Origin of the sequence: Senegalia massiliensis (genome assembly GCF_900626135.1) — a bacterium.
GTDB classification, from domain to species: Bacteria; Bacillota; Clostridia; order Tissierellales; family SIT17; genus Anaeromonas; species Anaeromonas massiliensis.
Genome location: NZ_LR130785.1, coordinates 465,417 through 480,421 on the forward strand (window position 1 = coordinate 465,417; position 15,005 = coordinate 480,421).

Here is a 15,005-nt window from a genome sequence, read left to right on the forward strand (position 1 = left end):
TTTTAAGGACTACTTTTCAAAGTAGTCCTTAAAATATTCTTCTAATGTTATATTTAAATCATATATTTCTTTTGAAACATCTTTACCAACATATCTTAAATGCCAAGGTTCATACTGGTAACCAGTTATATCTTCCTTTCCTTTAGGAAATCTTATAATGAATCCAAATTTATGAGCATTTGAAGCTAACCATTTACCATCAGCTGTTTCACCAAATGATTGTGTAAGTTGGTTATTAACAACTTCAGATGTAACATCCATGGCAAGTCCAGTTTGGTGTTCGCTTTGTCCAGGTTTTGCACTAAACTTATTTGCTTCTTCTATCCCATTTGCTTCTACATATTGATTAAATAAAGATGTTTGAATATCATAAGATCTATACCCAGATCTGCCATAGAACTTAAAACCTGATTCACTTCCTACTTTGAATAATTCTTCTAAATTTTCAGCTGCTATTTGTCTCATAAATCTTACAGGACTATCCTTGAATACAAATGGGATATCAGGGGCAACTAGATCTTCAGGTTCATAGTCTTTAGGTAAATTTCTATCTTTATTTGTTAGAACTAGTATATCATTTGGGTTAGTCACAACTTGTTCACCACTAGCATTTGTAGTTGTAGTTTCTTCTAAATATGATTCTTCTTTTTCGTTTTCTTGACTTTGTTTATTATTTTTATTATCTTCTTTTTCATTATTTTTTTGCTGAGTTTTAGTTTCATCATTGTTTTCTGTATTTTCACAACCAATAATAGATATAGATAAAATAAATGTTAATAATAAGATTATAAATTTTTTCATTTTCTGAACCTCCTTACCTATTATAGTATAACAAAAGTGATTAAATAAAGTAACAAAAACAATTAAATAAATGCAAGAAACGTATTGACTATTTTACTTTATAGTGATAAAAAAGAAGAGAATAAAAAAAGAGGTGGAAAATATGAAATTAGATAGGAACTTAGCACTTTCATTAGTTAGGGTTACAGAAATAGCTTCACTTGCTGCAGCAAAATATATGGGGAGAGGCGATAAAATAGGAGCAGATGGAGCAGCAGTAGATGGAATGAGGAGTGCTTTTAATTTAGCAGAAGTAAAAGGAACTGTAGTTATAGGAGAAGGAGAAAAGGATAAAGCACCTATGCTTTTTATTGGTGAGGAAATAGGGGCAGGAACTGATGAATCTATAGAAGTAGATATAGCAGTAGATCCATTAGATGGTACAACTTTAGTTGCAAAGGGTCTTCCAAATGCCATAGCAGTAATAGCAATGGCTCCAAAAGGATGTTTATTACATGCACCAGATACTTATATGGAAAAAATAGTAGTAGGACCTAAAGCTAAAGGAAAAATTAAATTAGATGCATCAGTAGAAGAAAATTTAACTGCTGTTGCAAAAGCATTAAATAAGGAAATTTCAGACTTAACAGTTACAATACAAGATAGACCTAGACATTTTGATTTAATTAGAGAAATTAGAAAAATAGGTGCAAGAATAAAATTATTTGGAGAAGGTGACGTAGCAGCTGCACTTGCTACAGGGTTTGATGATACTGGAATAGATATACTTATGGGGATAGGTGGTGCACCAGAAGGAGTTATAACAGCAGCAGCTATAAAGTCCATGGGTGGAGATATGGTAGGAAGACTAAATGTAAGATCGGATGAAGAATTACAAAGATGTAGAGATTTAAATTTAACAGATGAAGATATAAATAAAATACTTTCACTAGATGATTTAGTGAAAGGTGATGAAGCATTCTTTTCTGCAACAGGAATAAGCGATGGAGATTTACTTAAAGGTGTAGTATATAAAGGTAACAATGTAGCAACTACACATTCTGTAGTAATGAGATCAAAAACAGGAACTATACGTTTTGTAGAAGCTATTCATAAGTTGGATAAAAATGATATTCTTATAAATCTTATGAATAAACATGGAGAAGCTTAATGTAATAGATATAGGATAATAATTATCCTATATCTATTTTTTTATAGTGTTTGGATTATGATATAATTTAAGTATTAAAAATAAATTATACCTCTATTATTATGCTGGAGGTGTTGCAGTTCACTTAGGAGAAAAAACAGAGGATGTAGTCAATGGTTTGAAATAGCACTAAATTGTATAGAAATAGATATATTTATAAATATAGCATTGACAAATATACAACTCTGAAATAGATTAAAAAGTAAAATTGACTGAGGTTATTTATATTTCAAATGGAATGAGGAGAAAAATGAAAAAGATATTGCTCGTTGAGGATGACCAAGAAATTAATAAAATGGTTCAAACCTTATTAAGAAAAAATCAATATGAAGTAGAAACTGCATTTTCTGGAACAGAGGCACTATTATTATTAGAAATAAAAACTTTTGATTTAATTTTACTAGACCTAATGTTACCAGGATTAAGTGGTGAAGAGGTCATAACAAAAATTAATGAATATTCTCAAATTCCTATTATATGTGTATCAGCAAAAGATGATTTAAATACTAAACTTGAATTGATTAGAGAGGGGGCGGATGATTATATAACAAAGCCATTTAATAATGAAGAATTAATTGTGAGGGTAGGTGCAGTACTAAGAAGAACGAACAAAGGTTTTAAAATAGAGAAAACTGAGATATTCAAATTTAAAGACCTAGTTTTAGATAGTGAAAATCACATTGTAACTATTAATGATGAACCTATAGAACTTACTGTAAAAGAATATGATATATTAGAATTATTAATTAGTAATCCTAAGAAAGTATTTACCAAACAAAATATATTTGAAAGTGTTTGGGCTGAAGAATATATTATGGATGAAAGAGCAGTTACTGTACATGTTAGTAATCTGCGTAATAAATTAAAGCATGGAGAAGCATATATAAAAACGGTATGGGGCATAGGATATAAAATGCAAGATAACTAATTTATAAACTTTATACTTTCTTGATAAATTCTAAATTCTATTTTGATATTTTTTATTTATGATTAATGTGTAGAAAAGAATAAGAATTCAATTATAGAAAGTAGGAGGAAAAAATATATGAGTATGGTATTGCAAACGAATTATTTAAGTAAAAAATACGATAAACAAATAGCTGTAAACAAAGTCAGTTTGAATGTAGTAAAGGGTGATATTTACGGCTTGATAGGTGAGAATGGTGCAGGGAAAACCACAATTATGAAGATGATATGTGGATTGATTTTTCCAAACCAAGGAAAAATTCAGCTTTTCGAAAGTAACAATTTAGAAAAAGGTAGAAAAAGAGTAGGGTGTGTTATTGAGCAGCCAGCACTTTATCCTGGAATGACAGCTAGACAAAATTTGATTTATTATAATAAACTACTTGGTATTTCAAGCTATCAAAATATTGATTATGTTCTTGATTTAGTAGGTTTACAAAATACAGGGAAAAAGAAAACTAAGAATTTTTCACTTGGCATGAAGCAACGTCTATCAATTGCAATTTCACTATTAGGTAATCCGGATTTTCTTATCCTAGATGAGCCTACTAATGGATTAGATCCTTCTGGTATAAAAGAAATTAGAGAATTAATACTAAAACTTAATTATGAAAATGAGGTTACTGTTTTGATTTCCTCACATATTTTAGGAGAGCTTGCTAAGGTTGCAACAAAGTATGGCATCATTAAAGAAGGAATATTGGTTGATGAATTTGCAGCAGTGGAATTAGAAAATCGTTGTAAAAAGTATCTTTCCTTAGTAGTTGATGATTCAGAAAAAGCAGCTTACATTATAGAAAATAATATTAAAAGTATTGAGTATAAAGTGTTTGATCAAGGTAAAATTTGTATTTATGATTTATTAGATATACCAGAAAAGATTAATAAGGAATTGGTTAGAAATGATGTTCTTGTATCTAGTCTTACTTTAGAAGGAAATGATGTAGAATCATATTTCGTAAAGATGATGGGAGGCAATTAATAATGATGAATATAATTACGAGTGAGTTTTATAGAATATTTAGAAGTAAGATTTTTTATGTTATTTCAATAATATTATTAGTAATGAATGTTATAGCCTCTGTATCAACTATATATGTACAAAACTTAACTTCTTTTTCTTCTGAGATAAAAGCACAGATGTCAGGAACAGGAATTACTAGTTATCAGGGATCATATGGTGGAGATCTTATTTTTTATATAATCCTTATATTTGTGTCTTGTCTGATTACAGCAGAATATTCCAATGGTAATATAAAACAAAAGGCAAGTCATGGAATAACTAGATGGAAATTAGTACTTGGTCAGAATATTGCTATAACTTCAGTTATTACAATAATTTTATTAGGGTTTGGAATTTTAAACTTATTAACAAATACATTATTATCACAATTAGGAGAAGTTGATATATCTTCATTTATACTAATGAATATTGGATTAATTTGTATGTTTTGGGGTATGGCGGGAATTGGAACTGTTTTCTCATATCTATTTAAAAATGGAGGTATTACAGTTGCAATCTCTATGTTATTTGTTATAAGTGGAAATATAATAGTGCAATTTATGACTTTATTAACAGAAAATGATATATTCACAAAATATAGTCTTGCAAATATGCGTAGAATTATAATTGATTTTACATCAAAACCAGAGGATATTGTAAAAAGTTCTATTGTATTTTTATTAATAGGTGTAGTTACAATTTTAGGATCTAGTTTACTGTTTTCAAAAAGAGATGTAGTTTAAATAAAGGAGTTAAGATGGGAAATATTTGGATGGTTACAACTTTCATATTATTCATTGTTTTGATAATATTTATTTTTTACCATATGTACTATCGTATGAATATCAAAAATATTACTAAACAATTAGAGGAAATTATGGATATAGAAGATACCAATAAATTGTTAACAATTTTAGCAGATCAAAAAGATATTACAAACTTAGTAAATATACTTAATAATTTAGTTAGAGATATGAGACAAGCTAGTATACATATTAAGAATTTAAATAAGAATTTCAGACAAAGTATAACCAATATTTCTCATGATTTACGAACTCCACTTACCACGGCTGGTGGTTATGTGCAAATTCTACAGAAAAGTATTTTAGACAAAGAAGAGCAGGAATATTTGAGCATAATATTAGAACGACAAAATATGGTTAAGTTGCTATTGGAACAATTATTTGAATATGTACGAATTGAATCAGGTGAAATTGTTTATGAAAAAGTACCCATCGATGCAAAAAAAGTTTTGATAGATACACTGGCTATGTATTATGATGATTTTAACAGTAAAGGTCAAGAGCCAATTATTCATTTACCCGAAGAACCTTGTATAATAATAGGAGATGAGCAAGGAGTAAAAAGAATATTTTCAAATGTCTTATTTAATGCGGTTGTACATGGTAAAGGTGAATACTATTTTGAAATTAGAGAATCAAAAGGTTATATATTTACTTTCTCCAATATTAGTGAACCTATGACAAAAGACGATTTAGATAATATTTTTGAACGTTTTTATACAAAAGATCAATCCAGAAATAAAAAGACAACAGGATTAGGATTGTCAATAGCAAAAGAAATTACTAAACAATTTGATGGAACAATAGATGCTTACTATAACAATAGTATACTTTCTATATCTATATTTTTTCCTAAAATTTAAAAGGTTATATGAATATCTTGCAAATAAAGAAAAACTTGATTTAATATCAGCAATTGGTGTTTTATTATTATTTGAAGGATCATTTTTAATATGATTGTTACTATTTATATAAGGGGTTTTTGTATAGATATTAAATTTCAGAACAATGATAAAATGGTTTTTAATTATAGAGCGTGTACAATATCTCTTAAATAAAAGTCTATACCCTGCCCTGCTCCTTAATCTCTACAAAAAGTAGTATCAGAATATAAGTGCTTTTTAAGGTTTGCTACACCTTGTAAAGTAGTTTTTGAGGCAGATTTTTTTGACATTAAACTCACAGGATTAGCTATTGGCTCCATTGTAATATGAACATGACTATCAATAAGTCCTGTCATTATAGTTTTTTCTTTTAAACTAATACAATTTACATTTTCAAATATGGAAAATTCCAAAACTGAACAAAAGGATTATCTTTTATTTATAAGGGTATAATATTGAGGTATATAAATAAAGGAGTTGAGTATGTTGAATAATGTTTTAGATCTATTGAAAGACCATAGATCAATTAGAAAATATAAAGAGGATAGTATCCCAGAAGAGTATTTAGATAATATAATACAAGCAGTACAATCAGCACCAACCTCTATAAATGGACAACAAATATCTGTTATTGCAGTAGAGGATAAAGCTAAGAAAAAGAAAATATCCGAATTATCAGGAGATCAAGAGTGGATAGATCAAGCTCCACTTATGCTTATATTTTGTTCAGACTTTTATAAAGCAAAATTAGCACTTGAAAAGCAAGGAAAAGACTTTGGATTAATTGACAATATAGAGGCAACACTAGTAGGTGCAGTAGATGTAGGTATTGCTCTAGAAGCAGCTATGGTATCTGCAGAATCATTAGGACTTGGAATAGTTCCTATTGGTGCAGTTAGAAAAGAATCTGAAGAATTAGCTAACATGTTAGAACTACCTGAATATGTATTTCCTATGGTAGGATTATGTATAGGATTTCCTATGGATGGGTCAGATAAAAAACCAAGACTTCCTAAGAAGGCAGTTTTCCATAGAGAGAAATATGATACAACAGACATGAAGAAGTTAATAGATGAATATGATTCAACAATGAGTGATTATATGAAAGAAAGAACCAATGGAGAATCAGATAGAAATTGGAGTCAAACAGTAGCACAAACATACGAAAATGTTTACTTCCCTAAAGTAAGTGGTTCAATAAGAAAGAAAGGTTACAAATCAGAATAGTTTTCTTGTTGACTTGTTAATATTCAAATGATACTATATAATTATCCAAAAGCTGTGTGGTCTAATGCTCACAGCTAATGGATAATATTACTTTATATATAAGCTTATCTTTTATTTTCTTATATTATTTTTCTATAATATTTAAATTCATATACCATATAAAATACATAAAATTATATATAATTGTAAATTTGCGGAGGTGGAATTTTGAAACGATCTGACCTAGAGTCGATGAAATTAGACCAGCTAAAAAGCATAGCAAAAAATGTAGGTCTAAAAGGGTTTACTAAATTTAGAAAAGACGAATTAATAGATCATTTATTAAAAGCAGGAGATTTAGAAAAAATAGAAAAACTAAATCAAAAAGAAATGCACAAAAAAGAGTTACCAGACAGACTATCAGAAGAAATAGATAAAAGTAAAGAAATAAATCATGTTGAAGGTATACTTGAACTTCACCCTGATGGAGGATATGGATTTTTAAGACGTCAAAATTATCTATCAGGAGACAATGATATATACATATCTCCTTCACAAATAAGAAGGTTCAATCTCAAAACAGGTGATAAAGTATTTGGTATAACACGACCTGCAAAAACTGGTGAAAAATATAATGCTTTATTATATGTTAAGAAGGTAAACGATTTAAACCCCGAAAGTGCAACTAATAGACCAAATTTTGATACCCTTACCCCTATTTATCCTATTGAAAGAATGACCCTTGAAACAAACCCATCTGAAATTTCAACTAGAATAATAGATCTTATTGCTCCAATAGGAAGAGGTCAAAGAGGAATGATAGTAGCTCCCCCAAAGGCAGGAAAAACAGTACTTCTTAAAAAAGTTGCTAATAGTATAGCCAAAAATCATCCAGATGTAGAGATCATAATATTATTAATAGATGAAAGACCAGAAGAAGTTACAGATATGCAACGTTCAGTTAAAGGAGATGTAGCATATTCTACATTTGATGAGCTTCCACGTCATCATACAAAAGTGGCAGAAATGGTATTAGAACGTGCCAAAAGGTTAGTGGAACATGGTAAAGATGTAGTTATACTTTTAGATAGCATAACAAGGCTTGCTCGTGCATATAATCTTATAATACCACCAACAGGAAGAACACTCTCAGGAGGACTTGATCCGGGAGCATTACATAAGCCAAAAAGCTTTTTTGGAGCAGCAAGAAAAATAGAAAATGGAGGAAGTCTTACTATACTTGCAACAGCTTTAATTGATACAGGTAGTAGAATGGATGATGTAATATTTGAAGAGTTTAAAGGAACAGGAAACATGGAAGTACATCTAGATAGAAAATTATCTGAGAAGAGAATATTCCCTGCAATTGATATAAATAAATCTGGTACAAGAAGAGAAGATTTACTTTTATCACAAAAAGAACTTGAAACAATTTGGAATATAAGAAAGGCACTTGGGAATACTTCTACTATAGATGTAGCAGAAATGATACTTGAAAAATTAATGAATACAAAAACAAACTTTGAGTTCATTGAGATAATGAGGAATAAAAAATAGACTAGAAGAATTTCTTCTAGTCTTGCTTTATATATATTTAAAAGGGGTATTATAAAAAAAGAAGAGGTGAAAATATGTTAAATAGAGGAAAGCATGATATTTATAATATAGTTTGTTCTCTTACTTCCATAATGCTTAAAAAAGATGCTACAAAAATTGATTTAAATATAGATAATAATGAAGAATACATGAGAATAAGAATCGTAGCTAATATAAAGGATTTAAAGAAAGAAAGTATTGATAAATTAAGAGAGTTTCTTGAAAAAGATGAAGATTATGATATACCTTTGTTATTATATGAAGGATTATATGATGATATAGAAGAAGAAAATATATATCTTATTGCAAGTCTTATAGATAAATCATATGTTAATTATGATGGGGAAAATATAGAAATAATACTTGTAAAAGAAAAAAACGGGCTTACAGAGGTGGAATAATGAAAGTAAAAAGATTTCACCCTAAGATGTTTATTATTCTATTTATATTTTGGATGTTACTTACTCTTAATTTAGAAATTTCAAATATAATAGGAGGAATTATAGTTTCTTTTATAGTAACCTATTTGTCTTATGGGTTACTATATACTGAGAGTGGATTTTTATTTTCATTTCCTAGTATTTATACATGGATAAAATATATATTTATTCTTATTTCAGAAATTTATATATCTTCTATAGATTTGATGAAAAGTATAATAAAAGACGAATATAATCCTTCTATATTAGAAATAGATCTAGATTTAAAAGATTCTTTTTTAATTACACTTGTAGCTAATTCAATAACACTTACACCTGGGACAATTACTGTAGATAAAAAAGACAACAAATTAATCATATTATATATAAGACAAGATGAAAATGGAGACGCAGAAAAAAATATCAAAGAGAAATTTGAAAAACTCTTTATTAAAAAGGAGAATTGATATATGTTTTTAATCATAACTATGGTTGTTTTGATAATTGCAATGTTTTTTGTTTTAATAAAAATGGTAAAAGGGCCTACTCTTTGGGACAGGCTAATGTGCCTCAACTTAATTTCAGCACATACAATACTTCTTATAACAATTTATGGAATATATAAAGAAAATTCAATGCTTTTAGATATTGCAATATCTTATGGAATCATAGGATTTTTGACTATAACACTTCTATCAAGATTTTTACTTAGAGGAGGAAGACAAAAATGATATTTGATATTATTTCAATTATTTTAATTTTTTTCTCATGGATATTTATATTTTTTGGAGTTTTGGGTATATATAGATTCAAAAATATTTATGCTAGATTGCTTACTAGTAGTAATATAGATACAGTAGCTTTTATTACAATAATATTTGCTCTCATATTTAGAGTTGGAATAAATACATTATCAATAAGACTTATTATAATACTAGTATTTATGCTGCTTACAGGTCCAGTTAGTAATCATATCATAGCAAGAAGTGCATACTTAAATGGTATACCTTCAAAACAAGATAAGGAGAGATTATGAATATAATAATTTTACTTCAAATTTTTTTAATAATAATATCTATTACTGTAATAACATTAAAAAATAATTTAAAATCAGTTATTTTTTTCTCAGTATTTTCTCTTATTTCAGCTCTTCTTTATTATTTCTATAGGGCACCAGATTTGGCACTTGCTGAAGCCGCAATAGGAAGTGCCATATTACCACTTATATTTATAATAGCAATATCTAAACAAAAGGAGTTTATTGTAGTATTAGGAAGTGTAGAAGATAGCTTTTTAGATATAGAAACTAAGTCTGGAATAGGATATAAAATATTAGAAGAATTAACTGATTATTATCAGCTTAAATTAGTATTTTTAAAAGATAAAGATGATATATCATTTGAAGTATTTAGAGTTAGGAATGTAGATTTATTTATATATAAAGAAAATGAACATTATGTTTTTAAAGGAAATCCAGCATCTACTATTACTAATAGACTAAATAAAATTTGTGGAGATTATAAGGATGTGAAAGTGAAATTTGTAGAGGAGGAACATGTTTATGATTAAAAAATTTATAACTATAATTCTTCTCATAATCATATTTTTAAGTTTTTCTTCTATTTTAATAGATTTGGATATAGATAATTATACTAAAAATTATTTATTTGAAAATGGATTAGAAGAAACTGGATCTAAAAATCTTATAACAGCAATATATTTAGACTATAGATTATATGATTCACTATTTGAAGCAGGGCTTCTTCTTGTGACAGTTTCAGGTATTATCTTTATTTCTAAAAGGGATGATGATGTAATATGAAAAAATCCGAAATTTTAACATGTATTTGTAGAATTTTATTTCCATTTATATTGATATATGGATTTTATGTTATAATCAATGGACATTTGTCTCCAGGTGGTGGATTTCAAGGTGGAGCAATACTTGCAACAGCTATACTAATAACATATATAGTGGAAGTACCAATATTAGAAGATATAGTAATATTAGTTAAGTTAGAAAAATATAGTTTTTTTATAATTATATTAGTGGCCATGACTAGTATATTTACTAGAGGTAGTTTTTTTACTAATTTTATTCCTGAACATATGAGTATGGGAGTAAAAACTATATTTTTATTGCTTCTCAACTTTCTAATAGGCATTAAGGTTTCAACAGGACTTATAACAATATTTACCACATTTATGGAAGAAGGTGAATAGATGAAGTTAGAAATATTACTTTCATTTGTAATAGTACTTATAGGACTTTTTGGACTTTCAACTAGTAAAGGGATAATTAAAACAATTATTTCCTTAAATATAACTCAAGCAGCAATAATATTATTGTTTTTAAGTATTGGAGCAACAGAAGGAGGAGAAATACCTATTTTAAATGGAGTAACAGAAAAAATAGTAGATCCTATTCCACAAGCTCTTATGATAACGACAATAGTAATAGGGGCAAGCATTACTGCATTATCTCTCATGCTAGCTATTAAAGTATTTCATTATTATGGTACCCTTAGTTGGAAGGAGCTTTTTGACAGGGAGGGATAATTATGGATTTTATACCTATACTTTTGATATTTATACCAATATTTTTTGGAGTTATAATATATCTGTTTCATAAAAGAAATATAAATAAATTTATATTTCTTTCTCAATCAATCATTTCGATATTATTTTTATACTATATAAATTATTTTTTTGATAGTAATAGGGTTTTAAAACATACCTTCGGAAACTGGGTTCAAGGAATAGGTATTACTATAAAAGTTGATAATTTAAGTATATATTTTATAGCACTTACTATATTTTTATGGTGGATTATAATACTATTTTCATGGTTTAAAAGAAAATATGAATTTAAATATCTATTTTTCATCTTAATACTAGAAGGGGCATTTATAGCACTTTTAATTAGTGACGATCTTTTTAATATATTTATTCTTTTAGAAATAATTTCAATAACAACTACCATACTTATAATTTATAAAAGGGATGGATTTGCAGTTAAATCAGGATTGTTTTATTTGTTATTCAATAGTATAGCTATGATGTTTTTCTTAATATCGCTTATACTTTTATATTCTATTACTGGAACACTAAATATAGAAATGATAGCTTTAAAGATAGATAATTTTAATGATACTAATATAATAATATTTAGTTATATATTTATGATAATTTCACTTGCAATAAAATCAGGAGTTTTCCCAGCATTTGTATGGCTTGCAAGAGCTAATGGAGCAGCTCCTAGTTCAATATCAGCACTATTATCTGGAATAATAGAAGCTGGAGGAATTTATATTTATATACAGTTACTAAGTATATATAATATGAATTTATTTGATAATATAATACTTACAATTGGAGTATTTACTTCATTAAGTGCAGGAATTATGGCAATTTGTCATAAAGATATAAAACAAATCTTAGCATTAAGCACTATATCACAAATAGGATTAATATTCATTGGACTAAGCAATATAACCGAATATATGTATATTGGAGCTTTAGCACATATATTTAATCACGCTATATTCAAAACCTTATTATTTTTAGTAGCAGGAATTATAATAAATAGGTATAATTCTAGAGATATAACAAAAATAAGAGGTGTATTTAAAGAATCTCCTATTGTTTCTATATTTTTTATAATAGGATTACTCTCTATATCAGGAGCTCCATTTTTTAGTGGATTTATAACAAAAACTATAATGGAATATGGGGCAAGTAGTAGGTTAATTTTGAAAACAATAATAAAAATAATTAATTTTATAACATTGTTATATTCTATAAAGTTAATTCAAATATTTTTTGGAACTAGTAAAGTAAATAAATTAAATATGAAATTAAGTAATATTTCAATATTTATATTGGTATTTATTCTAATCCTTATAGGTATACTTGGAGTAAATATAATTGAAAATATATTTAGAGTTGATTTAAATGATATAGAGTTTTTCACATTAAATAATGTAATTTATTATTTAATCTCATTTTTATTAGGAGGAGCTTTTTATAAACTCTTCTTAAAAGATGATAATAAAATATTTCGTAAAATAAGAAATTATAATCTATCCTTTGAAAATACAAATACGATTTCATTAGTTACTGTCGTATTTATGATCATATGGGTTTGGGTTTTTTAGGGAGGTAATTTATGCAATTTATACCGATATTTTTGATATTTATACCAATATTTTCAGCTATGATAATATATTTAGTACATGATAGAAGAATAAATTACTTGGCATTTGTAACCCAGATTACAAGTATAATTTTATACATAGTTTATTCAAAGTATTTTATAACTATAGGAAGAAAACATATATTTACATTAGGACCATGGAATAAAGCAATTGGAATTACATTTTTAATTGATAATCTTAGTATGGTCTTTGTAGCACTTACAATATTTATTTGGACCTTAATAATACTTTATAGCTGGAATAAAAGAGAGCATGAATATAAGTTTTTATTCTTCTTATTATTTCTAGAAGGAGCATTTATAGCACTTTTATTTAGTAATGACCTTTTCAATATTTTTGTTGTACTAGATATAATAACAATACTTTCAACAATACTTATAATATATAAAAAAGATGGTTTTTCAGTTAGAGCAGGGCTTTATTATCTTGCTTTTAATTCAGTAGGTATATTATTTTATCTATTAGGATTGATTTTATTATATTCATTTACAGGTACACTTAATATGGATACAATAAAGATTAAAATAGAATTTTTTAGAGATACAAGTATAGTGAAATTATCTTATGTATTTATAATGGCAGCAGTAGGAGTAAAGTCAGCACTTTTTCCAGTATATAATTGGCTTCCAAGGGCTCATAGTGCTGCACCATCTGGAGTATCAGCTTTACTTTCAGGATTGCTTGTAAAAAGTGGATTATATGCATTTATTCGAATGAATCAGATGTTTAATATAGACCTATTAAATGATTTTTTCTTTTTATTAGGTTTTGTAACTGGATTTTTAGGTGTTTTATTTGCATTAACTCAAAAAGATATAAAGCAAATTTTAGCCTTTCATACAATATCTCAAATAGGTATTATGCTTATGGGAATAAGTGCTATGGAAGGAGAACTTTTAATTGGTGGAACCCTACATGTATTCAATCATGCAATATTTAAGACATTACTATTTTTAGGGGCAGGAATACTTATAAATAGATATGGGTCAAGACGTGTTACAGAAATAAGAGGTGTATTTAGGGATTCACCAATTATATCTATATTCATGATAATTGGTATATTATCTATAACAGGGGCACCTTTATTTAATGGATATGTAAGTAAAACAATAATAAAACATGGACTTTATGGAAGTAGTTTAAAGGTAAATATGTTAAACTTGCTTAATTTAGGAACAATAATTTCATTTGTAAAGTTCTCTCAAATATTTTTTGGTCGTTCTTATGTAAACAAGTTACATCATAGAACAAGCGAAACTTCTATTGGTATATTAGCTATAACTTGCTTGTTTTTAGGATTATTCTCAAAAAGTATAATGTTAAATTTATTCGGAATAGAAGTATCCTATTTGAATATATTTGATATGGGTTATATAATGGATTATATAATAAATGTATTTTTAGGATATATAATATTTAAACTTATAATAGAAAAGGACTATAAAATAATAAAAAAATTAAGACATGTAAATTTATCATTTTCTACTACAAATATAATGTTAATAACGTTTATAGCAATAATGATTTTGTGGATAAAAATTTAAATTTAGTTGTTTGCAAAAGTTTTTTTTCTATGCTATAATGTATTAGTTGAAAACTGACAAATATGAAAATCATAAATTTATAAGTTGCATCGGAAAGAGGTGATTTTAGTGAAAGAAGGAATCCATCCAGAATACAATACAGTTAAAGTGCGTTGTGCATGTGGAAATGAATTTGAAACTGGTTCTACAAAAGAAGATATAAAAGTTGAAATTTGTTCAGAATGTCATCCATTCTTCACAGGACGTCAAAAGTTTATTGATAAAGGCGGACGTGTTGATAAATTCAAGAAAAAATATGGAATGTAATAGAAGCTATAGGTTAGAAGGAAAAAATCTTCTAGCCTTTATTTTTTCGAAAAATACTAATGATAATGGGG

Annotated in this window: 20 protein-coding genes; 18 read left to right on the plus strand and 2 right to left on the minus strand. The window is 27.1% G+C overall.

The features are described 5' to 3' along the window. Window positions 1-9: 9 nt before the first annotated feature. Window positions 10-801 (minus strand): M15 family metallopeptidase, encoded by a 792-nt coding sequence (locus E0D94_RS02305; protein ID WP_130805688.1) that lies wholly within the window; start codon window positions 799-801, stop codon window positions 10-12. Between the two features lie 142 nt (window positions 802-943). On the opposite strand from E0D94_RS02305, the gene glpX reads away from it, so the two are divergent. The 5 genes from glpX to E0D94_RS02330 all read left to right on the plus strand — a co-directional run bounded on the left by glpX (window position 944) and on the right by E0D94_RS02330 (window position 5,625). After that, window positions 944-1,951, plus strand: coding sequence for a class II fructose-bisphosphatase (gene glpX, locus E0D94_RS02310; protein ID WP_130805689.1), 1,008 nt, complete (start codon window positions 944-946; stop codon window positions 1,949-1,951). Between the two features lie 289 nt (window positions 1,952-2,240). After that, entirely contained in the window at window positions 2,241-2,918 is a 678-nt protein-coding gene (locus E0D94_RS02315; protein ID WP_130805690.1) for a response regulator transcription factor, read from the plus strand. A gap of 117 nt (window positions 2,919-3,035) precedes the next feature. After that, entirely contained in the window at window positions 3,036-3,938 is a 903-nt protein-coding gene (locus tag E0D94_RS02320; protein WP_130805691.1) for an ABC transporter ATP-binding protein, read from the plus strand. A gap of 2 nt (window positions 3,939-3,940) precedes the next feature. Further along, window positions 3,941-4,702, plus strand: a complete 762-nt coding sequence (locus E0D94_RS02325; protein ID WP_130805692.1) for an ABC transporter permease — start codon at window positions 3,941-3,943, stop codon at window positions 4,700-4,702. 83 nt (window positions 4,703-4,785) lie between these two features. Further along, the gene (locus tag E0D94_RS02330; RefSeq protein WP_242620468.1) at window positions 4,786-5,625 is read left to right on the plus strand and encodes a sensor histidine kinase; all 840 of its coding nucleotides are present in this window, start codon (window positions 4,786-4,788) and stop codon (window positions 5,623-5,625) included. Between the two features lie 218 nt (window positions 5,626-5,843). On the opposite strand, the gene E0D94_RS02335 is transcribed toward E0D94_RS02330, so the two are convergent. Beyond that, a complete protein-coding gene (locus E0D94_RS02335) occupies window positions 5,844-6,059 on the minus strand; it encodes a hypothetical protein (RefSeq protein ID WP_130805694.1) in 216 nt (71 codons plus the stop codon). A gap of 70 nt (window positions 6,060-6,129) precedes the next feature. On the opposite strand from E0D94_RS02335, the gene E0D94_RS02340 reads away from it, so the two are divergent. The 13 genes from E0D94_RS02340 (at window position 6,130) to rpmE (ending at window position 14,934) form a co-directional block, all read left to right on the plus strand. Continuing rightward, complete coding sequence (locus E0D94_RS02340) at window positions 6,130-6,873, plus strand: NADPH-dependent oxidoreductase (protein WP_207289604.1); 744 nt, start codon at window positions 6,130-6,132, stop codon at window positions 6,871-6,873. 207 nt (window positions 6,874-7,080) lie between these two features. Then, complete coding sequence (rho, locus tag E0D94_RS02345; RefSeq protein WP_130805695.1) at window positions 7,081-8,409, plus strand: transcription termination factor Rho; 1,329 nt, start codon at window positions 7,081-7,083, stop codon at window positions 8,407-8,409. A gap of 74 nt (window positions 8,410-8,483) precedes the next feature. Further along, a complete protein-coding gene (locus E0D94_RS02350; RefSeq protein ID WP_130805696.1) occupies window positions 8,484-8,849 on the plus strand; it encodes a hypothetical protein in 366 nt (121 codons plus the stop codon). Then, window positions 8,849-9,334: a Na+/H+ antiporter subunit E gene (locus E0D94_RS02355; RefSeq protein WP_130805697.1), complete on the plus strand. Its 486-nt coding sequence runs from the start codon at window positions 8,849-8,851 to the stop codon at window positions 9,332-9,334. Before E0D94_RS02350 ends, E0D94_RS02355 begins: the two co-directional genes overlap by 1 nt. A 3-nt stretch (window positions 9,335-9,337) precedes the next feature. Next, window positions 9,338-9,598, plus strand: a complete 261-nt coding sequence (locus E0D94_RS02360) for an MrpF/PhaF family protein (RefSeq protein ID WP_130805698.1) — start codon at window positions 9,338-9,340, stop codon at window positions 9,596-9,598. Continuing rightward, complete coding sequence (gene mnhG / locus E0D94_RS02365) at window positions 9,595-9,903, plus strand: monovalent cation/H(+) antiporter subunit G (protein ID WP_165442837.1); 309 nt, start codon at window positions 9,595-9,597, stop codon at window positions 9,901-9,903. The genes E0D94_RS02360 and mnhG overlap by 4 nt, the downstream gene beginning before the upstream one ends. After that, complete coding sequence (locus tag E0D94_RS02370; protein ID WP_130805699.1) at window positions 9,900-10,436, plus strand: Na(+)/H(+) antiporter subunit B; 537 nt, start codon at window positions 9,900-9,902, stop codon at window positions 10,434-10,436. The genes mnhG and E0D94_RS02370 overlap by 4 nt, the downstream gene beginning before the upstream one ends. Then, complete coding sequence (locus E0D94_RS02375) at window positions 10,429-10,689, plus strand: hypothetical protein (protein ID WP_130805700.1); 261 nt, start codon at window positions 10,429-10,431, stop codon at window positions 10,687-10,689. Before E0D94_RS02370 ends, E0D94_RS02375 begins: the two co-directional genes overlap by 8 nt. Beyond that, the gene (locus E0D94_RS02380; protein WP_130805701.1) at window positions 10,686-11,090 is read left to right on the plus strand and encodes an MnhB domain-containing protein; all 405 of its coding nucleotides are present in this window, start codon (window positions 10,686-10,688) and stop codon (window positions 11,088-11,090) included. The genes E0D94_RS02375 and E0D94_RS02380 overlap by 4 nt, the downstream gene beginning before the upstream one ends. Continuing rightward, window positions 11,091-11,426: a sodium:proton antiporter gene (locus E0D94_RS02385; RefSeq protein ID WP_130805702.1), complete on the plus strand. Its 336-nt coding sequence runs from the start codon at window positions 11,091-11,093 to the stop codon at window positions 11,424-11,426. Window positions 11,427-11,428: 2 nt separating this feature from the next. After that, window positions 11,429-13,024, plus strand: a complete 1,596-nt coding sequence (locus E0D94_RS02390; RefSeq protein ID WP_130805703.1) for a complex I subunit 5 family protein — start codon at window positions 11,429-11,431, stop codon at window positions 13,022-13,024. A gap of 11 nt (window positions 13,025-13,035) precedes the next feature. After that, a complete protein-coding gene (locus E0D94_RS02395) occupies window positions 13,036-14,628 on the plus strand; it encodes a complex I subunit 5 family protein (protein WP_130805704.1) in 1,593 nt (530 codons plus the stop codon). 108 nt (window positions 14,629-14,736) lie between these two features. Further along, window positions 14,737-14,934 carry a 50S ribosomal protein L31 gene (gene rpmE, locus E0D94_RS02400; protein WP_130805705.1) on the plus strand — a complete coding sequence of 66 codons (198 nt, stop codon included), beginning with the start codon at window positions 14,737-14,739 and terminating at the stop codon, window positions 14,932-14,934. The last annotated feature ends 71 nt before the right edge of the window (window positions 14,935-15,005 follow it).